General features: G+C 39.9%; 20 protein-coding genes and 1 pseudogene. 18 read left to right on the top strand and 3 right to left on the bottom strand.

Translation table 11 applies throughout. From position 1 onward, the window contains the following. Position 1 precedes the first annotated feature (1 nt). The 4 genes and pseudogenes from GL301_RS09425 to pyrE all read left to right on the top strand — a co-directional run. Positions 2–769 (top strand): annotated as a pseudogene (locus GL301_RS09425) (dihydroorotate dehydrogenase electron transfer subunit); the annotation flags it as partial. Beyond that, complete coding sequence (locus GL301_RS09420; RefSeq protein ID WP_003725665.1) at positions 766–1680, top strand: dihydroorotate dehydrogenase; 915 nt, start codon at positions 766–768, stop codon at positions 1678–1680. The pseudogene GL301_RS09425 and the gene GL301_RS09420, both read left to right, overlap by 4 nt. Continuing rightward, a complete protein-coding gene (gene pyrF / locus GL301_RS09415; RefSeq protein WP_003725664.1) occupies positions 1677–2378 on the top strand; it encodes an orotidine-5'-phosphate decarboxylase in 702 nt (233 codons plus the stop codon). Before GL301_RS09420 ends, pyrF begins: the two co-directional genes overlap by 4 nt. After that, complete coding sequence (pyrE, locus tag GL301_RS09410; RefSeq protein WP_003725663.1) at positions 2375–3004, top strand: orotate phosphoribosyltransferase; 630 nt, start codon at positions 2375–2377, stop codon at positions 3002–3004. Before pyrF ends, pyrE begins: the two co-directional genes overlap by 4 nt. Before the next feature lie 39 nt (positions 3005–3043). Here the strand turns inward: pyrE and GL301_RS09405 are convergent, their stop codons facing one another. Further along, positions 3044–3643: a short chain dehydrogenase gene (locus GL301_RS09405; protein ID WP_003725662.1), complete on the bottom strand. Its 600-nt coding sequence runs from the start codon at positions 3641–3643 to the stop codon at positions 3044–3046. An 87-nt stretch (positions 3644–3730) separates the two neighbouring features. Beyond that, entirely contained in the window at positions 3731–5443 is a 1713-nt protein-coding gene (gene fbpA / locus GL301_RS09400) for an Rqc2 family fibronectin-binding protein FbpA (protein WP_003725661.1), read from the bottom strand. A 156-nt stretch (positions 5444–5599) separates the two neighbouring features. Here fbpA and GL301_RS09395 point away from each other — a divergent pair, with 156 nt between their 5' ends. From GL301_RS09395 to GL301_RS09340, 12 genes are all read left to right on the top strand, one after another. Beyond that, positions 5600–6475 (top strand): YicC/YloC family endoribonuclease, encoded by an 876-nt coding sequence (locus GL301_RS09395; RefSeq protein ID WP_003725660.1) that lies wholly within the window; start codon positions 5600–5602, stop codon positions 6473–6475. A gap of 18 nt (positions 6476–6493) precedes the next feature. Further along, positions 6494–7111: a guanylate kinase gene (gene gmk / locus GL301_RS09390; RefSeq protein WP_003725659.1), complete on the top strand. Its 618-nt coding sequence runs from the start codon at positions 6494–6496 to the stop codon at positions 7109–7111. Further along, a complete protein-coding gene (rpoZ, locus tag GL301_RS09385; RefSeq protein WP_003728294.1) occupies positions 7111–7314 on the top strand; it encodes a DNA-directed RNA polymerase subunit omega in 204 nt (67 codons plus the stop codon). Before gmk ends, rpoZ begins: the two co-directional genes overlap by 1 nt. Positions 7315–7468: 154 nt before the next feature. Next, positions 7469–8668 (top strand): bifunctional phosphopantothenoylcysteine decarboxylase/phosphopantothenate--cysteine ligase CoaBC, encoded by a 1200-nt coding sequence (coaBC, locus tag GL301_RS09380; protein WP_003730842.1) that lies wholly within the window; start codon positions 7469–7471, stop codon positions 8666–8668. A gap of 4 nt (positions 8669–8672) precedes the next feature. Continuing rightward, a complete protein-coding gene (priA, locus tag GL301_RS09375) occupies positions 8673–11066 on the top strand; it encodes a primosomal protein N' (protein WP_003730843.1) in 2394 nt (797 codons plus the stop codon). A 13-nt stretch (positions 11067–11079) separates the two neighbouring features. Then, positions 11080–12018 (top strand): methionyl-tRNA formyltransferase, encoded by a 939-nt coding sequence (fmt, locus tag GL301_RS09370; RefSeq protein ID WP_010958956.1) that lies wholly within the window; start codon positions 11080–11082, stop codon positions 12016–12018. Then, positions 12019–13353: a 16S rRNA (cytosine(967)-C(5))-methyltransferase RsmB gene (gene rsmB / locus GL301_RS09365; protein WP_003725655.1), complete on the top strand. Its 1335-nt coding sequence runs from the start codon at positions 12019–12021 to the stop codon at positions 13351–13353. A 22-nt stretch (positions 13354–13375) separates the two neighbouring features. Continuing rightward, positions 13376–14134, top strand: coding sequence for a Stp1/IreP family PP2C-type Ser/Thr phosphatase (locus GL301_RS09360; RefSeq protein WP_003725654.1), 759 nt, complete (start codon positions 13376–13378; stop codon positions 14132–14134). Next, on the top strand, positions 14131–16098 hold the full coding sequence (pknB, locus tag GL301_RS09355) for a Stk1 family PASTA domain-containing Ser/Thr kinase (RefSeq protein WP_003725653.1): 1968 nt from the start codon (positions 14131–14133) through the stop codon (positions 16096–16098). The genes GL301_RS09360 and pknB overlap by 4 nt, the downstream gene beginning before the upstream one ends. Positions 16099–16116: 18 nt before the next feature. Further along, a complete protein-coding gene (gene rsgA, locus GL301_RS09350) occupies positions 16117–16992 on the top strand; it encodes a ribosome small subunit-dependent GTPase A (protein WP_003728298.1) in 876 nt (291 codons plus the stop codon). Positions 16993–16994: 2 nt separating this feature from the next. Further along, the gene (rpe, locus tag GL301_RS09345; protein ID WP_010958954.1) at positions 16995–17651 is read left to right on the top strand and encodes a ribulose-phosphate 3-epimerase; all 657 of its coding nucleotides are present in this window, start codon (positions 16995–16997) and stop codon (positions 17649–17651) included. A 63-nt stretch (positions 17652–17714) separates the two neighbouring features. Continuing rightward, on the top strand, positions 17715–18359 hold the full coding sequence (locus GL301_RS09340) for a thiamine diphosphokinase (RefSeq protein WP_003728299.1): 645 nt from the start codon (positions 17715–17717) through the stop codon (positions 18357–18359). Positions 18360–18455: 96 nt separating this feature from the next. On the opposite strand, the gene rpmB is transcribed toward GL301_RS09340, so the two are convergent. Next, entirely contained in the window at positions 18456–18644 is a 189-nt protein-coding gene (gene rpmB, locus GL301_RS09335) for a 50S ribosomal protein L28 (RefSeq protein WP_003720131.1), read from the bottom strand. A 298-nt stretch (positions 18645–18942) separates the two neighbouring features. Between rpmB and GL301_RS09330 the strand changes: the two genes are divergently transcribed. Beyond that, the gene (locus GL301_RS09330; RefSeq protein WP_003720130.1) at positions 18943–19308 is read left to right on the top strand and encodes an Asp23/Gls24 family envelope stress response protein; all 366 of its coding nucleotides are present in this window, start codon (positions 18943–18945) and stop codon (positions 19306–19308) included. A gap of 14 nt (positions 19309–19322) precedes the next feature. After that, a complete protein-coding gene (locus GL301_RS09325; protein ID WP_274758650.1) occupies positions 19323–20981 on the top strand; it encodes a DAK2 domain-containing protein in 1659 nt (552 codons plus the stop codon). Positions 20982–20992: the final 11 nt, after the last annotated feature.

Genomic DNA, 20992 nt, shown 5'->3' with positions numbered 1-20992 from the left:
AACCGTGTTACAGACGGAAATGAAGGTCATTCAGCAAACCGAAATTGCAGATAAAGTATACGAATTAATTTTAACAGGGGAATGTGTAGCAGATATGTCGCCAGGACAGTTTTTAATGCTGAAACCGAGTCGTTCTGATTTACTTATGAGACGACCGATAAGTATTTGTTCTTACGATAAAACCGCAAAGACATGCATTCTGTTGTACCGGATAGAAGGTGACGGGACAAGAGATTTCAGTAAACTTTCAGAAGGGGATACTATCGATGTGTTAGGTCCGCTTGGAAAAGGATTCGATATCGACCAGACACCTGCACCAAAAACCGCTCTTTTAATCGGGGGTGGAATTGGTGTCCCTCCTATGTATCAACTCGGTAAAGAGTTAGCTGGAAAAGGCGTACAAGTCACGTTTGTAAATGGATTCCAATCTGCGAAAGATAGTTTTTATGAAAAAGAAATGAATGCATATGGCACAGTTCATATTGCGACGGTGGACGGCTCACTTGGAACACAAGGTTTCGTCACAGACATCACGAACAATTTTCCAGAAGAACCAGATGTCATCTATAGTTGCGGACCAAAAGCGATGCTCCAGGCCGTGAAAGCTAGTTTTCCGGAAACGAAAACATATCTTTCTTTAGAAGAACGAATGGCATGCGGTATTGGGGCTTGCTACGCTTGTGTTTGTCCAAAAGCAGATGATGCGAAAAAACAATTTAAAGTGTGCGAAGACGGCCCAGTATTTCGTGCGGATGAGGTGAGTTTATGAACCGATTAGCAGTAGAAATTCCTGGATTATCGCTCAAAAACCCGATTATGCCAGCATCAGGATGTTTTGGCTTCGGACAAGAATATAGCAAATACTATGATTTAAATGAACTTGGTGCGATTATGGCCAAAGCCGTGACGCCAGAACCTAGACTTGGGAATCCCACTCCGCGAGTAGCAGAAACCGCGAGCGGGATGCTGAATGCAATCGGCTTACAAAATCCAGGTCTAGAGCATGTTTTGGCGCACGAACTGCCATTTTTAGAACAATTTGAAACACCGATTATCGCTAATGTGGCGGGTGCGACGGAGGATGATTATGTCCAAGTCTGCGCCAGAATTGGGGAATCGAAAGCAGTGAAAGCCATCGAACTTAATATTTCCTGTCCCAATGTGAAACATGGGGGTATCGCATTTGGAACAGATCCGGATGTTGCGCATCGTTTAACGAAAGCCGTGAAAAATGTCGCAACTGTGCCAGTTTACGTGAAATTATCACCGAATGTAGCGGATATTGTTTCCATCGCGCAAGCAATTGAAGCCGCTGGTGCGGACGGACTCACAATGATAAATACCTTACTCGGCATGCGTATTGATTTAAAAACAAGAAAACCAATCATCGCAAATGGAACAGGTGGACTTTCTGGCCCAGCGATTAAACCGGTGGCTATTCGGATGATTCACCAAGTCCGCGAGGTAAGCAATATCCCTATCATTGGCATGGGCGGCGTGCAAACTGTAGATGACGTATTAGAATTCTTGATTGCCGGAGCAGATGCAGTCGCAGTAGGCACGATGAATTTTACCGACCCATTTATTTGTCCGAAATTAATTAGCGAACTACCAAAACGAATGGATGAACTCGGTATTTCTTCCCTACAAGAACTTAAAAAGGAGCGAGCAAATCAATGAATAAACCAATTATCGCGCTAGATTTCCAGACTTACGAAGAAGTAGAGACCTTTTTAGCCAAATTTTCGGGAGAAACGCTATCCGTGAAAGTCGGCATGGAACTTTTTTATAGCAACGGTCCAATCATTGTTGAAAAAATAAAGCAACAACATCATGAAATCTTCTTGGATTTAAAACTGCATGACATCCCAAACACTGTCAAAAGTGCGATGATTGGCTTGGCAAAACTAGGCGTAGATATGGTTAATGTACATGCGGCTGGTGGGAAGAAAATGATGGAAGCTGCCAGGGAAGGTCTGGAAATAGGTTCTTCAAGTGGCAAACGTCCAAAAATTATTGCCGTAACTCAACTGACAAGTACAAGTGAGACAGACATGCAAACAGAACAATTAATAAAAACAAGTCTACTTGAATCCGTCATGCATTATAGCAATTTATCGAAACAAGCTGGTTTAGACGGCGTCGTTTGCTCCGCGCTAGAAGCAGAAGATATTAAACAACAAAATGGCGCTGATTTTTTACGTGTAACACCAGGCATCCGATTAGCAAGCGACGCAGCCGACGATCAAATTCGTGTCGTAACACCAGAAAAAGCGCGTTTGATTGGTTCGTCAAACATTGTCGTTGGTCGTTCCATCACGCGCGCAAACGACCCGGTAGAAGCGTATAATCAAGTTTTAAAGGAGTGGAATGCATGAGCATCGAAAAACAAGTAGCTGAACAATTATTAGAAATTAAAGCTGTATTTTTAAAACCAAATGAGCCTTTCACTTGGGCATCTGGAATTAAATCCCCTATATATTGCGACAATCGCCTAACGCTAGGCTTTCCAAAAGTCCGTCAGTTTATCGCCAAGTCATTAGCCGAAAAAATCAAGCAAACCTTTGGTGAAGTAGATGTTGTTGCAGGCACCGCAACTGCTGGTATTCCACATGCTGCATGGGTGAGTGATTTACTAGATTTACCAATGGTCTACGTCCGATCAAAAGCTAAAGAACACGGCAAAGGGAATCAAATCGAAGGACCAATTTCTAAAGGTCAAAAAGTAGTGGTCATTGAAGATTTGATTTCAACTGGTGGAAGTTCATTAAAAGCAGTGGAAGCGCTGGAAGAAGCTGGAGCGGAAGTAGTTGGAATCGCGGCCATATTTACATATGGACTTGCTAAAGGAAAACAACTGCTAGAAGAATCTGGCACAAAACTAGTAACATTAACGAACTATGATGAGCTAATTGAAGTAGCTTTAAATGAAAATTACGTGACTGGTGAAGATATGGAAACATTAAAAGAATGGAAGAAAAATCCAGAAAACTGGGGAAAATAAAAAGAAGCTCACCTTTGTTACGGTGAGCTTCTTTTTCTATTAATATACTTTATAACTTTCACCAGTTTGTGCACCAAAGACGCTTTTTTCAAACGCACGAGCGACTTTTGCGGCTGGAACTGGAACGAAACCTTGGAAAAATGATTCTAGTTTGTCCCAAGATTCTTCTAATATATTCGGGCTCACTGTATTAATCCGGATTCCACGTGGCATTTCAATCGCAGCAGATTTTGCAAAAGCTGTAACCGCGCCATTTGCCATCGCAGCAGAAGCCCCTTGGACGATTGGATCTTCCATCATAATGCCAGTAGTAAGGGTGAAGCTTCCATTATCATTCAATGAGTTAATGCCCAGCAAAACTAGATTAATTTGACCACCTAATTTACTACTAATCGTCACTGCATTTTTCTCAGGTGTTAATTCTGTTAAAGGAGAAAAAGTGGCGCTTCCTGTGGCTGAAACAATTGCGTCTACTTTTCCAACCTGTTCGTACATTTTTTTGATGCTATCGACACTCGTAATATCCACCGTCACATCACCACTATGTCTACCAGCAGTAATCACTTCGGCCTTTTTCTCCAAACGTTCTTTCACCGCAGAGCCAAGCGTACCAGAAGCACCAATTAATAAAATTTTCATTCCTCTATCATCCTTCCAATAAAAAAGTAAAGTCAGTACACATCTACCCTAAAATTAGAAAGAAAAAACGGCTCCAGGAAGGAACCGTTAATTTTTTAACTCTAAAACAAGCTTTTCATCAGGTGTAACGAAATAAGTCGTTTGGTTATCATAAATGACATAACCAGGTTTGGCACCATTTGGTTTCTTCACGTGTTTTACGAGCGTGCCGTCAACGGGGACGGTTGCTGAAAGGCGCGCTTTCGAATAATAGGCTGCAATCATTGCGGCTTCTGTAATCGATGTCTCATCTGGATCATTCGATTGAATGACCACATGCGAACCAGGCAAATCTTTTACATGGAACCAGTATTCATTATTCCTAGCTAATTTATTCGTTAAATAATCATTTTGTTTATTATTTTTTCCGACTAAAATCGTTAAGCCGGTCGAAGAAGTATATTTTTCTGGAGCAGGTAAAGTCGCTTTTTTCCGGCTGCCTTTTTTCTGTTTGTAGCGAAGATAGCCTTGTTCAGCTAGTTCTTGGCGGATTTCTTCCACGTCTTGTGGGCCAGATGTTTCAAGTTGTGATTCCACGGACTCTAAGTAAGTAATTTCTTCTTTCGTGAGCGCGATTTGCTCTTTCACTACTTCGACCGCGTTACGTAGTTTTTGGTAGCGGCTAAAGTAGCTTTGCGCATTGGCGGATGGTGTTTTTCTAGTATCAAGTGCAATCGTCATTTTCTTCATATCATCGTAAAAGTTTTCTACAGTAATTTCTTCCATCCCGCGTTCCATTAAATGCAGATTGGCAGTTAGAAGTTCACCTTGAATACGATAAACATCTGCTTTTTCTGTTTCGAGCAAAGTGTTTTCGAGTTTTTCGATTTTCAGCCTGCTTCGAGCCAGTTCGTTGGATAATAGTTTTTCTAAATCATGCGCGAATTGATGGACACGATCACGACGCGCTTTACCAATATAAAAATGGTCTAATAGGGTGCTTAAATTCGCGAATTCGGTTGTTTCTGCATCGACATGGCGGAGCGGGAAAAAATAGTAATCCTCTTTATTTTGGATGCGCCATTCGTTTGGCACGGCTGCATGGCCTAAATGCTCGTTCACTAGCCCAATTACTTCGAAAAAGGCGGCAACTAGCGAATCTGCCGTTAAGTTCCCAGCACGAAATACTATTTCCCGAGCAAGCAAAGGGCTGAATCCTGCAAAATTTTGTACAAGTTGCTTATCCATTCGACCCGCTGAGAAATCTAGTCTATCCAGAATCTGCTCCGAAGTAACCTCAAATGGGTGGAGTTTATCCGTTGCAGGAGGTAAAACATAAGTCGCTCCCGGAAGCAGTGTTCGGTAACTATTTTGTGCAGGGGAAACGTGTTTAATACAATCAACAATCACATTTTTCGCACGGTCGACAAGAGTGATATTACTATGCCGTCCCATAATTTCTACAAATAAATCACAAAAACGATTTTCACCGATATCATCTTTACCGCGAATACTAAATTGTAAAATTCGTTCATTAGGAAGTTGCGTAATCGATTCAATAATCGCGCCTTCTAAGTATTTTCGCAGTAACATACAAAACATCGGTGGGGTTGCTGGGTTTTCGGGAATATCATCGGTCCACTGAATCCGCGCATAGCTTGGATGCGAGGAGATAAGTAAACGTTTATTTTCACGGTTTTTTCGAATATATAAAACAAGTTCATGCGAGAACGGTTGATGGATTTTCATAATACGTCCACTTTCTCCGTGTTCGGCAAGTTCTTCGGTCATCGCTTTTAAAAACATTGCATCAAACGCCATTAGTTATTCATTCCTTTGTGAGTTAGTTACTTTCTATTTTAACATACATTCCGAAAATGTATTGTATGCAAGGAGTAGCTTTGGTATAATAAGAAGTCAGAACAAATTTCAAGTAATCTTAGAGGGAACTTTAAGTTATGAAAGGTGTCTTGCCAAATGGTGAAAAGCATGACGGGATTTGGGCGTGCGACGAAAGAATTTGAAGCGTTCAAAGTAACCATTGAATTAAAAGCAGTCAACCACCGCTACTCCGAATTTCTTTTTCGGATGCCAAAACAACTTGCTTATTTAGAAGGAAAATTAAAAAAAATCATAAGTAAGCAAATCAAACGTGGTAGAATCGAAGTTTTCTTTTCCATCACGGGAGAGCAAATCACAAAACGTGAACTACATATTGACTGGGACCTCGCAGATAGCTATTACCGTTTTATTAAACAAGCAAGCGCTAGATATGAATTACAAGAATTACCAACTATGGCTGATTTACTGCAAGAACAAGCCTATCTTTCTATTGAGGAAGAAGTGGAAGCAAGTAGCGAACTAGAGCGATTAGTTTTAGAAACACTTGCCCGCGCAACTGAGCGACTGGATGAGATGAGAAGTATGGAAGGAGCAGAATTACTGCTTTATTTCAAACAACATCTTACCGCATTGGAGAAAAGTTTGGAGATCATTCAAGCTGAAATTCCAAATACAGAAAAACATTACCAAGAAAAAATTGAAACACGTTTACAAAACGTTGTAGGCGACCAATTTGATCCAAGTATCGTTCTTACCGAAGTCGCAATGCTACTTGAAAAGGCAGATATTAACGAAGAAGTCGAACGAACAAAGAGTCATTTAAAGCAATTTTATGGTATTATTTTACTCGAAGAACCAATTGGGCGGAAGCTGGATTTTCTGATTCAAGAGATGAACCGCGAAGTCAACACGATTGGCTCCAAAGCAAGTTCTCTAAAAATCACTGAACAAGTGGTAGAAATGAAAACGACGCTTGAAAAAATTCGAGAACAAGTGCAAAATGTGGAATGATATGCAGGAGGGGAAATGATGACAGAAAGAGGACTGTTAATTGTACTTTCAGGTCCATCTGGAGTAGGTAAGGGAACTGTTCGGGAAGCTGTTTTTAAAGATCCGGAAACAAGTTTTGATTATTCTATTTCCATGACAACGCGTCTTCCTCGTGAAGGCGAACAAGACGGGGTCGATTATTATTTTCGTTCACGAGAAGTGTTTGAACAAGCTATCAAAGACGGAAAGATGTTAGAATATGCAGAGTACGTCGGTAATTATTACGGCACTCCGCTTGAATATGTCGAGGAAAAATTAGCCGCAGGAGTGGATATTTTTCTCGAAATTGAAGTACAAGGAGCAATGCAAGTTCGAAAAGCGATGCCAGAAGGAATTTTCATTTTCTTAACGCCACCAGACTTGTCTGAGCTTAAAAACCGGATTATCGGTCGCGGTACAGAATCGATGGAAGTTGTCGAGGAACGCATGGAAACAGCGAAGAAAGAAATCGAAATGATGGCGTCTTATGATTATGCTGTGGTGAATGATGTAGTTGCAAACGCCGTACAAAAAATCAAAGGCATCGTCGAAACAGAACACTTAAAAACTGAGCGAGTAATTCATCGCTACAAAAAAATGTTGGAGGGATTACAATGATGTTATATCCATCAATTGATAATTTATTGTTAAAAATCGACTCAAAATATTCGCTAGTTACAGTGGCCGCTAAACGCGCACGCTACATGCAACTGGAAAATGATAAAGGCGTATTGCCGAGCTACCAGTCCGACAAATTTGTTGGGAAAGCGTTAGAAGAAATTCACGCTGGAAAATTAGTTTTACAAAACGACGATAAATAAGCTTAACTGCTCCGCTTTCCTGCGGGGCTTTTTTGTTAGCCACAAGTGCAATAAAAATAAGCTGAAATCTAGTTTCTTCATGGTTTTGTCCTGTCTTAATTTAAGGTATAATAGAATTAATGATTTTTTATATTAAAAATGAGGTGACTTTTCAATGCAAGGAAAAAATATCTTACTCGCAGTGTCCGGTGGCATTGCTGTTTATAAAGCAGTCGCACTTACAAGTAAATTAACGCAAGCAGGAGCAAACGTCAAAGTGATGATGACAGAACATGCTCAGGAATTTGTTCCACCGCTTTCGTTTCAAGTATTATCTAAAAATGATGTATACACAGATACATTTGACGAAAAAAAATCAAGTGTTGTCGCACATATCGATTTAGCTGATTGGGCCGATTTAGTAATTGTCGCACCAGCTACCGCAAATGTGATTGGCAAAATGGCAAATGGAATCGCTGATGATATGGTAACGACAACCATTCTTGCATCAGAGGCACCAGTTTGGGTAGCGCCAGCAATGAATGTCCACATGATTCAGCACCCAGCAGTTATTCGGAATATTAATCGATTATACGCAGACGGTGTTCGTTTTATCGAGCCAGAAGAAGGTTACTTAGCTTGTGGCTACGTTGGTCGCGGTCGTCTTGAAGAACCAGAAAAAATCGTTCTTCGTATTGCTGAATTTTTTCAAGAAGATAAAGATTTATTGCGCGACAAAAACGTGCTAGTTACAGCCGGCGCAACTCGCGAAAAATTAGATCCTGTACGCTATTTCACCAACCATTCCACGGGCAAAATGGGATTTAGTATTGCAGAATCCGCAGCTCGTCATGGTGCAAAAGTGACGCTCGTTACGACAAGCAAAGCACTTCCCGTACCACCTGGTGTAGAAGCAATCTATGTCGAATCGGCAGAAGAAATGTATCAAGCTGTGGATGAACATAAAGTGTCACAAGATATCTTCGTGATGACCGCAGCAGTTGCCGATTACACGCCAGCAAAAGTATCAGACCAAAAAATTAAAAAACAGCCGGGCGATTTTGCCATTGAAATGAAACGAACCAAAGATATTTTACTCGAAATTGGTCAACACAAAACTGCAGACCAAGTCGTGATTGGCTTTGCCGCTGAAACAGAAAATCTAGAAGCAAACGCACGTAAAAAATTAACATCCAAAAATGCCGATATGATTGTCGCTAACAATATTAGCGTGGCAGGAGCAGGCTTTTCTGGTGATACAAATATCGTGACATTTTACCGGAAAGATGGTTCTAGCAAAGCGTTACCGATACTAGATAAAAAAGAAGTTGCTGAACATATCATCAAAGAAACTGCTAACTTTTTAAGGAAGTGAACGAATGATTAATATTGCGAAAGTAATTGTGGACGTTCCAGCCATGCAAGTGGATCGTCCATTTGACTACTATATTCCAGAAGATTTAGAAGAACTTATTCGTCCAGGTATGCGAGTAAGTGTCCCATTTGGAAATCGTAAAATACAAGGATTTGTCATTGCTCTTGGAGAAACAGAAGAAAACCCAAAATTAAAAGGCATTGACGGGGTGATGGATTTAGCCCCCGTTTTAAATGAAGAATTGATGGAACTAGGCGATTGGTTAGCAGAAGATACGCTGAGTTTCCGGGTGTCTGCTTACCAAGCCATGTTACCAGCCGCGCTACGAGCAAAATACGAAAAATATTTTTTGCGCTTAGATGAGGAAAACGAAGAATTAGAGCAGCTATTTGAAGGCTACGAAACACTAGACTGGAAAGTGGCAGAAGCCCGCGGTTTGCTCAAACAAATTGGCAAATGGGTCAGAGAAGGTAGTGTGGAAGTAGTCTACCAAGTCAAAAATAAAATCACGAGTAAAAAAGTTCGCGTTGTTAACTGTCTCAAATCACCACACCAACTAGCTGAAATAATAGAAGATATGCCGAAAAACGCCAAAGCACAGTCACGTGTACTCGCATTTTTCCAAGCTTTTGAAGGCAACGAAATTACGGCAGCCGAGTTAAAAAAACAGGCGGAAACAACGGATGCCACAATAAAAAAATTAGTCGACTTAGGGATACTTTCTATTCAAGAAAAAATTGTTTCGCGTGATCCCTATGAAAACCACCAATTTGAAAAAAGTGAATCGCTTCAGTTATTACCAGATCAACAAACTGCGTGCGAGAAAATCACCGCAGCAACTGATCAAGAAACATTCCTAATACACGGGGTTACTGGAAGTGGGAAAACCGAAATCTATTTACAAACCATCGAAGCAAAATTAAAAGAGGGTAAAGAAGCCATCGTTTTAGTACCAGAAATTTCCCTTACCCCACAAATGGTAGAGCGATTTAAAAGCCGCTTTGGAAGCGAGGTCGCGGTACTACATAGTGCGCTATCTTCCGGAGAAAAATACGACGAATGGCGCAAAATCGAACGCAAAGAAGCGCGCGTTGTCGTTGGGGCTCGTTCCGCCGTATTTGCACCGTTTGAAAATCTCGGCATTATTATTATCGACGAAGAGCACGAAGCGAGTTACAAACAAGAAGATAATCCGCGTTATCATGCAAGAGATGTAGCCATTTGGCGCGCAACAAAATATCAATGTCCAGTAGTTCTCGGAAGCGCCACGCCGTCCCTTGAATCTTTTGCTAGAGCGAAAAAAGGTGTGTATACGTTAATCGAACTTCCTAGCCGGGTCAATGATCGGGCGATGCCAGAAGTGAGCGTTGTCGACATGCGCGAAGAATTACGCAAAGAAAACCGCACCGAATTTTCGACTGAATTACTAGAAAAAATCAAAGAGCGAATTGCCAAAAAAGAACAAACAGTTTTAATGCTAAATCGCCGAGGTTATTCTTCTTTTGTGATGTGCCGTGATTGTGGTTATGTTGTGGAATGTCCGAACTGCGATATTTCGCTCACCTATCATCAATCGAGCAATCAAATGAAATGCCATTACTGCGGACATGAAGAACGTGTTCCGCAAAAATGTCCGAGCTGTGAGGGCGAGCATATTCGTTATTTTGGCACCGGTACACAAAAAGTAGAAGAAAGTTTGACCAAATTAATTCCAGAAGCGCGCGTCATCCGGATGGACGTGGATACCACTAGAACAAAAGGTGCTCATGAAAAATTACTCAAAAGCTTCCGCAATCACGAAGCCGATATTTTACTTGGAACACAAATGATTGCCAAAGGACTAGATTTTCCAGATATTACGTTAGTTGGCGTATTAAATGCTGACACAATGCTTCATTTACCAGACTTTCGCGCTTCGGAACGAACTTTCCAACTTCTCACTCAAGTAAGTGGACGAGCAGGTCGACATGAGCGGACAGGAGAAGTCATCGTTCAAAGCTATAACCCAGAACATTACAGTATTGAATTCGCCAAAAAACATGATTTCATCGGTTTTTATAACCACGAAATGCAGCTACGAAAAATGGGTTCCTACCCGCCATTTTATTACTTAACCATGATTAATGTCAGCGATGAAAATGAAATGAAAGCGATTCGAACCATTCAAGAAATGGCTCAGTTTTTACGAGGAAAGCTCGGTCCAGATGCCGTGATTCTTGGCCCTGTTCCTAGCACCATCACGAGAATTAAAAACAAATATCGCTACCAGTGCATTATTAAATATAAAATCGAACCAAACTTAAAAAAAGAACTAAAAACACTAATTACCCATTATCAAAAAGACCAACAAAAAGGTTTAACAATAACCATTGACGTACAGCCTTACGTACTAATGTAAAAGGAGCAAACCAATGACTAAAATTATTTTTATGGGAACACCGGAATTTTCTGTTCCGGTTTTAACGCAATTAGCCAGCACATATGATGTAGTTGCAGTTGTGACACAGCCAGATCGCCCAGTTGGACGCAAACGAGTTTTGACACCACCGCCAGTAAAAAAAGCTGCTTTAGAACTAGCTATTCCAGTTTATCAACCAGAAAAATTACGGACATCTAGCGAATTAGAAGAACTAATTGCTCTAGAAGCCGACCTACTTGTAACAGCAGCTTACGGACAAATTTTACCAAATAGTTTGCTTGAATCACCAAAGCATGGTGCGATTAATGTGCATGCATCTCTTTTACCAGAGTATCGCGGAGGTGCTCCTGTACACTACGCACTGCTTGACGGGAAAACGGAGACAGGCGTTACGATTATGTATATGGTAGAGAAATTGGATGCTGGGGATATGATTAGCCAGCGTAAAATTCCCATCACAGATGAAGATAATACTGGCACCATGTTTGATAAATTGAGCAAATTAGGCGCAGAATTATTAATGGACACATTACCCGACTTTTTAGCTGGAAAAATAACGGCAATCCCACAAGACCCTGAAAAGGTAACCTTTGCACGCAATATTTCTAGAGAACAAGAAAAAATCGACTGGACAAAACCAGGACGTACTATCTTTAATCAAATTCGAGGATTGTCTCCTTGGCCAGTGGCTTATACAACACTGGAAGAAAAACCATTTAAAATCTGGGAAGCAACTTATGAAGAAACAAAAGAGGACGGCGAACCGGGTGCCATTTTAGCAGATAAAACAACGCTTAAAATCGTAGCAGGCGACGGCACGCTCATCGTACCAACAGTAATCCAACCAGCAGGAAAACCGAAGATGGATGTTCACTCATTCATGACCGGAGCTGGCAGAAATTTAAGCAAGACGACAAGGTTTGGTGAATAAATGAAAAAACAAAAAACAGTTCGTGCGATTGCATTAGAACTCATCATTAAAATCGAAAATAATCAATCATACAGCCACTTATTAATTAATGACGCATTAAAAAAACAAAAGTTAAATCCGCTTGATAAAGGGCTTTTGACTGAATTAGTATATGGTACAACACAGCGCAAAATTACACTTGATTACTATTTAGCACCGTTTCTCAATAAAGAACCCGACAATTGGGTGAAAAACTTACTAAGAATGTCCGTTTATCAATTAACCTTTTTAGATAAAGTTCCTGAGCATGCGATTTTAAATGAAGCTGGTGACATCGCGAAAGATTTAGGACACCAAGGTGTAACTAAGTTCGTCAACGGCGTATTGCGTAATGTTATTCGAAAAGGCGTACCAAGTATTGATGCCATCAAAGACCCTGTGCAAAAAATCGCTGTTGAAACAAGTCTGCCAGAATGGTTAGCAAAAAGGTGGGCAGATCAATATGGTATCGAAAAACTGCGTGAAATCGGTTTAGCATTCCTTGTCGCGCCACACCAAAGTATCCGCGTCAACCAAACAGAAATTCCTACTGAACAATTAATCAAAGAACTAAATGACCAAGGAATCACCGTGACACGTAATGAATTTATCGAGGAAGCGTTACTTGTTGAAAAAGGATCTGTAGCAGAAACAAAAGCATACAAAGACGGTAAATGTAGCATTCAAGACGAAAGCTCAATGCTCGCAGCCTATGCGCTTCAACTAGAAGACAATTTGACGGTATTAGATGCTTGTGCGGCACCAGGCGGGAAAACAACCCATATCGCGGAAAAAATGCACGGCACGGGAATGGTTCATGCACTCGATATCCACGAAAAGAAAACCAAGCTAATTGATCAAGCCGCCAAACGATTGCAACTACTTAATATTCGTACGGCGCATTTAGACGCAAGAACCGCAAGTACCATGTTTGAACCAGAAACATTTGACCGTATTTTAGTGGATGCTCCGTGCTCCGGCTTTGGCGTTCTTCGCAGAAAACCAGACATCAAATATGCGAAAACAGAAAAAGATATCCACAAATTAGCAGAAATTCAATTAGCGATTTTAGATGATGTTAGCCAATTAGTAAAAGAAAATGGTATATTAGTTTATAGTACTTGTACCATTGACAAGGAAGAAAATGAAACGGTTCTTCGCGCTTTCTTAGAAAAACATCCAGAATTCACACTAGAACCTGTAGTACTCCCTGAAAAATTGGCGCAAATCAAGAAGGACGATTTTATTCAACTTTTACCAACAGATATTGGAAGCGATGGTTTCTTCGTTTCTAGCCTTAGAAAAGTGAAGTCCTGAAAAATAGTGAGGTGCTTTTAAAATGCATGCAGAATTTAGAACAGATAGAGGCAGAATAAGACATCATAATGAAGACAACGGCGGGGTTTTTGAAAATAAAGATAACCAGCCGATTGTCATTGTTGCAGACGGCATGGGTGGTCACCGGGCAGGAGACGTGGCAAGCGAAATGGCTGTGCGTCTACTAAGCGATGCATGGAAAGAAACGACCGCACTTTTGACCGCAGAAGAAATTGAAACTTGGCTACAAAAAACAATTCAAGAAGTCAATAAAGAAATTGTTCTTTATTCGGAAAGTGAAATGGATTTAAATGGTATGGGAACAACACTTGTTGCAGCAATTATGGCGCAGTCACAAGTCGTTATTGCCAACGTAGGAGATAGCAGAGGTTATTTACTTCAAAATCATGTCTTACGTCAACTAACCGAAGATCATTCACTAGTACATGAACTCCTTCGAACAGGCGAAATCAGCAAAGAAGATGCCATGAATCATCCGCGGAAAAATATTCTTTTACGCGCACTTGGTGTAGAAGGAAAAGTAGAAGTGGACACATTTGTTGTCCCTTTTCAAACGAGCGATACGTTACTACTTTGTTCCGATGGTTTAACGAATATGGTTCCAGAAACAGAAATGGAAGAAATTTTAAAAAGTAAAAGAACTCTTTCTGAAAAAGCAGATGTATTTATTACAAAAGCTAATTCTTATGGGGGAGAAGATAATATAACTGTGCTGTTAGTCGAACGAGATCTGACGCAGAAAGGGAGGGATGCTTCATGATGATTGGTAAGCGATTAAGTGATCGATATAAAATTTTACATGCAATAGGCGGCGGCGGAATGGCCAATGTGTATTTGGCGCATGATATTATTCTTGATAGAGATGTTGCAGTAAAAATTTTACGAATCGATTTAGCTGATGAAAGCAACCTTATTCGTCGGTTTCAACGGGAAGCTCAATCAGCAACGAGCCTTGTTCACCCTAATATTGTTAGTGTTTACGATGTTGGTGAAGAAAATGATTTACATTATATTGTAATGGAACATGTGGATGGAATGGATTTAAAACAGTATATTCACGAAAATCACCCAATCAGTTACGATAAAGCTGTAGATATTATGCTTCAAATCGTTTCTGCGGTGGCAATTGCCCATCAACATCACATTATTCATCGTGATTTAAAACCACAGAATATTTTAATCGATCATGATGGCGTAGTGAAAATTACTGATTTTGGGATTGCGATGGCACTTTCAGAAACATCCATCACACAAACAAATTCTTTGTTAGGTTCGGTGCATTACTTATCACCAGAACAAGCACGTGGTGGAATGGCTACTCAAAAATCAGACATCTATTCACTAGGAATCGTGCTATATGAACTATTAACTGGAAAAGTTCCTTTCGACGGTGAGTCTGCAGTTTCTATTGCTATTAAGCATTTGCAAGCGGATATTCCATCAGCAAGAGCGCAAAATCCAGAAATTCCTCAAAGCTTAGAAAATATTATCATTAAAGCAACGGCAAAAGATCCATTTTTACGTTATCAAAACGCGGAAGAAATGGAAAAAGACTTGCAAACTTGTTTAAATCAAGACCGTTTAAATGAGCCTAAATATATTTTCCCAACAGATGATGGTGATACAAAAGCAATTCCAATCATCGCAACGAAAGACACGATGCAAAACCTTGACAAAACGATTGTCCCAGAAGGAAAAGTAGCAGCGGCTGAAGTTGCTCCCGAAGAGAACAAAGGTAAGAAAAAGAAAAAAATGAGTAAGAAAAAGAAAATTGCTCTCATTGTTTCTTCTGTCATTATCATTTTTATCATCGGTATTTTACTACTGTGGCTTTTAGGCAAGAGCCCTGATGAAGTCGCTGTGCCGGATGTTTCTGGTAAAACGGAAGACCAAGCAGTAGCGCTACTCCAAAAAGAAGGCTTTGTTATAGGTAAAACGGCAGAAAAAAATAGTGATGAAGTAGCGGAAGGGAAAGTAATTAATACCGACCCAGAAGCTGGAGAAATGAAAGAAAAAGGAACAAAAATCAATTTATTCGTAAGCATTGGTTCTAAAAAAATAACTATGGACGACTATACAGGAAGAAGCTACACAGATACAAAAGCGTTACTTGAAGAACAAGGGTTTAATAATATTTCTTCGGAGGAAGCATATAGTTCTGAAGTTGAAAAAGGCTTAATTATAAGCCAAACACCGACTCAAGGAACGGACGTAGTCGCTAAATCTACCGATGTGAAATTTGTCGTAAGTAAAGGTGCAGAACCAATTTCGCTTAAAGATTTACGCGGCTATACCAAAACAGCTGTAGAAGATTATGCCTCACCACTTGGACTCAAAGTTTCAAGTAAGGAAGAAAATTCAAATACAGTTGAAAAAGGACAAGTTATTTCGCAGTCCCCATCAGCTGGAACTGCAATGAATCCTGGTGATACAATCGAGATTGTCATTTCTGCAGGACCAAAAGAAAAACAAGTCAAAGAAGTAACTAAAACATTTAACATCCCATATACGCCAAGTGATGAAGAAAACCCACAACCACAGAAAATTCAAATCTACATTCAAGATAAAGACCATAGCATGACTAGCGCTTACCGAGAAATGAGCATTACACAAAATACCTCGGTAGAAATAACTTTCCAAATTGAAGAAGGTTCTAGCGCAGGCTACAAAATTATCAGTGATGATAAAGTAATCGATGAAGGTACAGTCCCTTATCCAAATTAAAAATAGAACGGAGGAAATGTGCTGGAAGGACAAATTATCAAAGCGTTGAGCGGATTTTACTATGTATTTTCGGAAGGAAAAGTATATCAATGTCGAGCAAGAGGGAATTTTAGAAAACGAAATATTTCTCCACTTGTAGGCGATGATGTAGAATTTCAAATAGAAAATAAAACAGATGGTTACATTTTAGATGTAATGTCCCGGGAGAATGCCCTTGTGCGGCCTCCCGTGGCAAACATTGATATTGCAATTTTGGTGTTTTCGGCAGTAGAGCCGGATTTTTCCACGAATCTTGCGGATCGTTTTTTAGTAGCTATTGAGAAGGAAGATATCAAGCCAGTTATTTGCATTAGTAAAATGGACTTGGCATCAGAATCTGAAAAAGAACAGATTGCTGTTTACAAAGACATTTACGAAGCGATTGGTTATGATGTTTTTGTTACCAATGATGAACCGGATAAAGAAGCCATTAAAGACTATATTAGTGGGAAAACTGCAGTTATCGCTGGGCAATCCGGTGTAGGAAAGTCGACTCTCCTAAATAGCTTAAATAGTGATTTAACTTTAAAAACAGCAGAAATTTCGAACGCACTCGGTCGCGGAAAACATACAACGAGACACGTCGAACTAATGCCGATTGGCGATGGATTTGTCGCTGATACGCCTGGCTTTAGTTCAATCGAATGGGATGACTTGCAACCTGAAACATTACAATTTTGTTTTCCGGAAATGGAAGATCGTCGTAGTGGCTGTAAATTCCGAGGTTGCATGCATGACAATGAGCCGAATTGCGCTGTAAAAACAGCTGTTGAAGCAAATGAAATAGCAGAATTTCGCTACAAACACTATATCCAAATTTTACAAGAATTAAAAAACAGAAAGCCGAGGTATTAAGAATGGGAAAAATAGCTCCTTCGATTTTAAGTGCAGACTTTGCAAATCTTGCAAGAGATATTAAAGAAGTAGAAAATTGCGGTGCAGACTACATTCATATTGACGTTATGGACGGACATTTTGTTCCAAATATTACATTTGGTCCTGCTGTTGTTCAAGCCATTCGCCCAGAAACAAAACTACCACTTGATGTTCATTTAATGATTGAAAACCCGGATACATACATTCCAGAATTTGCAAAAGCGGGAGCAGACTACATTACGGTGCATGTCGAAGCTTGTACGCATCTTCATCGCACATTACAATTAATCCGTTATTACGGTGTGAAAGCGGGAGCAGTACTTAATCCAGCCACACCAATCGATGTTTTACAACACGTTTTAAATGAACTGGATATGGTTCTATTTATGACAGTAAATCCTGGTTTTGGCGGACAAAAATTCATTCCAGAAGTACTAGAAAAAATTAGTGCTTTCAAGAAAATAGTGGATGAAAAAGGCTTAGATATCGAAATTGAAGTAGATGGCGGCGTGGATCATGAAACAGCGAAATTATGCCGTGATGCTGGCGCAAATGTCTTTGTAGCTGGTAGTTACATTTATGGAAATAAAAATCGTCAAACACCAATTGATAAATTACGTGCCATTGTAGGCGAGTAAACTAATAGTAGGGCTGGGACCTCTGTTCCAGTCTTATTTGTTAGGGGAGAAGGGGACTCAAGTATGAAAATAATTAATATCATGGTTGGTGGACCTGCGTCCGAAATTCCTGATTTAGCACAATATACGAGCGCAGAGATTAGTTGGGTTGGCGTGGACCGCGGAGCAAAACGTTTGTTAGACCATGGAATTGTACCGACCGTTGCGATGGGAGATTTTGATTCACTCTCTAAAGAAGAACTGGCTCATTTGAAAACCAAAGTAGCAGATGTACACGAATTTCCTGCAGAAAAAGATGAAACAGATACGGAAATTGGATTAAGTTGGGCGATGGAGCAAAATCCAGATAAGATACGCATTTTTGGTGCAACAGGAGGCCGCTTAGACCATCTACTTGCGAATCTAATGATGTTGACCAAGCCGAAATTTTTAAGCGCTGTGCCAGTTGTAGAAATGATTGACCGTCATAACTACATCAAAATGTATATGCCAGGTAGCTACACTATTGAAAAACTACCTGATAAGAAATATGTCGCATTTACAACGATGAAAGACGTGACAGGACTGACACTAAAAGGATTCGCCTACCCGCTCGAAAATGCCACTTACCCAGTAGGTTCAGCTCTATCAAGTAATGAGTTTGTGGGACAAATGGGGGAATTTTCCTTTAAAAGTGGAATGATTTTATTAACACAAAGTAATGATTAACTAGAAATACAGGTGCACTCGGCCTGTATTTTTTTATTTTAAGGCAAAGAAAAAATGCACCGACATAATTGTCGCTGCACTTGATTTCTCCTTCAATTAAACGCGTTCCACTTTACCAGATTTAAGCGCACGAGCAGATACCCAAACTTTTTTAGGTTTGCCGTTAACCAGAATCCGTACTTTTTGCAAGTTAGCTTTCCAAGTACGTTTGCTGGAGTTCATTGCGTGGGAACGTTTGTTACCGGAACGTGATTTGCGGCCTGTAATAACACATTCTTTAGCCATAGTTTACCCCTCCTTACAGAGCTCTTCGGATAATTTATTTAAAATAACCTATCCATTTGTTTTTCATACACTAGAATAATTTATCATAAACAAGTATACTTTGCAAGAGGATATGCGAAAATAGTGCAAAGAATTTTTACTTGACAGCATAAAAGTAGCTTTAATCAGGCAAATGGAGGATATGCTTTCCAAAGGACCCTGATTATAGTAAAATAGGTAGGGACGACTTTATAATTAAATAAAAATCAATACTAAAAAATAATCGAACGAGAATATAATCCGTAGGGAGGAATATAGAATGGCAATTGAAATCGACACAAAGCTAGGCAAAATTGACATTACTAGTGATGTTATTGCAACAATCGCTGGTGGAGCTGCCGAAGAAAATTTTGGCATCGTTGGAATGGCAAGTAGACACCAAATTCGTGATGGTTTGACAGATATTTTAAGAAGAGAAAATTATACTAAAGGTGTTATAGTTAGACAAGAAGAAGAAGGTATTCATATTGACATGTATATCATTGTTAGCTTTGGAACAAAAATTTCCGAAGTTGCGCATAATGTTCAAGAACGCGTCAAATACACACTAGAAAAAACACTCGGTATTACAGTGGAATCAGTGAATATTTATGTTCAAGGTGTCCGAGTAATCAAGGAATCTTAAGGAGGATTATGTAAGTGAGTATATATCAGTTAGACTCAGAGAAATTTGCAGCAATGATAGCGCTTGGAGCAGAGAATTTAGCAAAAAATGCTGATTTTGTAGATTCATTGAATGTCTTCCCGGTTCCAGATGGTGACACGGGAACGAATATGAATCTATCGATGACAAGTGGAGCAGAAGAAGTTGCGAAAAATGACAAAGAAACAATTAGTGCCGTTGGAGCAAACTTGGCTAAAGGCTTACTAATGGGTGCCCGAGGGAACTCTGGTGTTATTTTATCCCAACTTTTCCGAGGATTTTCTAAAGCGATTGAAAATAAAGAAACGTTAAACGCGGAAGAATTTGCTGGTGCTTTCGTTAAAGGCGTGGAAACTGCCTACAAAGCTGTCATGAAGCCAGTCGAAGGAACCATCCTAACCGTAGCTCGTGAAGCCGCAAAAGCCGGAGTTGCAGCAGCAAGTGAACATCAAGATATCGAATTAGTAATGGAAGCAATTTTAAAACAAGGGAAAGTCGCATTAGAAAAAACACCAGATTTACTTCCAGTTTTAAAAGAAGTTGGTGTTGTCGATAGTGGTGGACAAGGTCTTATCATTATTTATGAAGGATTTTATGGCGCACTAACTGGCAAAATGGCTGAAGCTCCTGACTATATGGCATCTATGGGTGAGCTAATTAATGCCGAACATCATCGTCATGTGCAAGACTTTATGTCAACGGAAGATATTCATTTTGGTTACTGTACCGAAATTATCGTGAAAATCAACGAAAACAAACCCGGTCAAAAACCTTTTGACGAAGAACAGTTCCGTCAAGATTTAAGTAAACTGGGGGATTCTCTACTAGTAGCTGCGGACGATGAAGTAGTAAAAGTACATGTCCATGTGGAACATCCTGGTGAAGTACTAAACTACGGTCAGCAATACGGTAGTCTACTTAAAATGAAAGTGGAAAATATGCGCGAACAGCATACTGAGATTGTTGGTGATGACAAAGTGCCAGCAAAAGAAAAAGCGGCTTATGGTATTGTTACTGTTTCAGTTGGAGAAGGATTGAAGAAACTATTTGAGAGCATGGGAGTGTCAGTTGTTCTTTCAGGTGGTCAAACAATGAATCCAAGTACAGAAGATATCGTAAAAGCAATTGAATCAGCAAATGCAGAACAAGTTTTTGTTCTTCCAAATAATAAAAATATCCAAATGGCTGCGGAACAAGCGGCACAAATTCTAGGAGATGATAAAGTTCAAATCATCCCTACAAAAACAATTCCACAAGGACTTACTGCCGTTCTTTCATTCCAAGCAGATCAAGATTTCCTAGCTAATGCAGAAGCAATGAAAGCAGCAATTGAAGACGTAACAAGTGGCCAAGTAACGACAGCTGTACGTGATACAACAGTAGAAGGTGTCGAAATCAAAAAAGACAGCTTCATCGGTATGGTTGAAGGCAAAATCAAAGTTAGTTGTGCAACATTAGAAGAAGCCGCTTACGAAACACTGGAAAAACTACTTGATGATGATAGCGAAATCATTACTATCATTGTTGGTGAAGATGCAGATACTTCAAAAGCAGAAACGCTTGCTGATAAAGTAACAGAAGCATTCCCTGATGTCGAAGTAGAAATTCACGAAGGCGACCAACCAGTTTATCCGTATATTTTTGCTGTAGAATAAAGACGCCTCTG

The sequence above is a fragment of the Listeria sp. LM90SB2 genome, assembly GCF_028867355.1.
In the GTDB taxonomy this organism is placed as follows: domain Bacteria; phylum Bacillota; class Bacilli; order Lactobacillales; family Listeriaceae; genus Listeria; species Listeria monocytogenes_B.
Note: the sequence above shows the minus strand (reverse complement) of the source record. Positions and strands in the feature narration are given on the sequence as shown.

What these genes read in the sequence shown, in the direction of transcription:
- GL301_RS09420 (WP_003725665.1), top strand. Translation starts at nt 766, where the DNA reads ATGAACCGATTAGCAGTAGAAATTCCTGGATTATCGCTCAAAAACCCG.
- pyrF (WP_003725664.1), top strand. Translation starts at nt 1,677, where the DNA reads ATGAATAAACCAATTATCGCGCTAGATTTCCAGACTTACGAAGAAGTA.
- pyrE (WP_003725663.1), top strand. Translation starts at nt 2,375, where the DNA reads ATGAGCATCGAAAAACAAGTAGCTGAACAATTATTAGAAATTAAAGCT.
- GL301_RS09405 (WP_003725662.1), bottom strand. Translation starts at nt 3,643, where the DNA reads ATGAAAATTTTATTAATTGGTGCTTCTGGTACGCTTGGCTCTGCGGTG.
- fbpA (WP_003725661.1), bottom strand. Translation starts at nt 5,443, where the DNA reads ATGGCGTTTGATGCAATGTTTTTAAAAGCGATGACCGAAGAACTTGCC.
- GL301_RS09395 (WP_003725660.1), top strand. Translation starts at nt 5,600, where the DNA reads ATGGTGAAAAGCATGACGGGATTTGGGCGTGCGACGAAAGAATTTGAA.
- gmk (WP_003725659.1), top strand. Translation starts at nt 6,494, where the DNA reads ATGACAGAAAGAGGACTGTTAATTGTACTTTCAGGTCCATCTGGAGTA.
- rpoZ (WP_003728294.1), top strand. Translation starts at nt 7,111, where the DNA reads ATGTTATATCCATCAATTGATAATTTATTGTTAAAAATCGACTCAAAA.
- coaBC (WP_003730842.1), top strand. Translation starts at nt 7,469, where the DNA reads ATGCAAGGAAAAAATATCTTACTCGCAGTGTCCGGTGGCATTGCTGTT.
- priA (WP_003730843.1), top strand. Translation starts at nt 8,673, where the DNA reads ATGATTAATATTGCGAAAGTAATTGTGGACGTTCCAGCCATGCAAGTG.
- fmt (WP_010958956.1), top strand. Translation starts at nt 11,080, where the DNA reads ATGACTAAAATTATTTTTATGGGAACACCGGAATTTTCTGTTCCGGTT.
- rsmB (WP_003725655.1), top strand. Translation starts at nt 12,019, where the DNA reads ATGAAAAAACAAAAAACAGTTCGTGCGATTGCATTAGAACTCATCATT.
- GL301_RS09360 (WP_003725654.1), top strand. Translation starts at nt 13,376, where the DNA reads ATGCATGCAGAATTTAGAACAGATAGAGGCAGAATAAGACATCATAAT.
- pknB (WP_003725653.1), top strand. Translation starts at nt 14,131, where the DNA reads ATGATGATTGGTAAGCGATTAAGTGATCGATATAAAATTTTACATGCA.
- rpe (WP_010958954.1), top strand. Translation starts at nt 16,995, where the DNA reads ATGGGAAAAATAGCTCCTTCGATTTTAAGTGCAGACTTTGCAAATCTT.
- GL301_RS09340 (WP_003728299.1), top strand. Translation starts at nt 17,715, where the DNA reads ATGAAAATAATTAATATCATGGTTGGTGGACCTGCGTCCGAAATTCCT.
- rpmB (WP_003720131.1), bottom strand. Translation starts at nt 18,644, where the DNA reads ATGGCTAAAGAATGTGTTATTACAGGCCGCAAATCACGTTCCGGTAAC.
- GL301_RS09330 (WP_003720130.1), top strand. Translation starts at nt 18,943, where the DNA reads ATGGCAATTGAAATCGACACAAAGCTAGGCAAAATTGACATTACTAGT.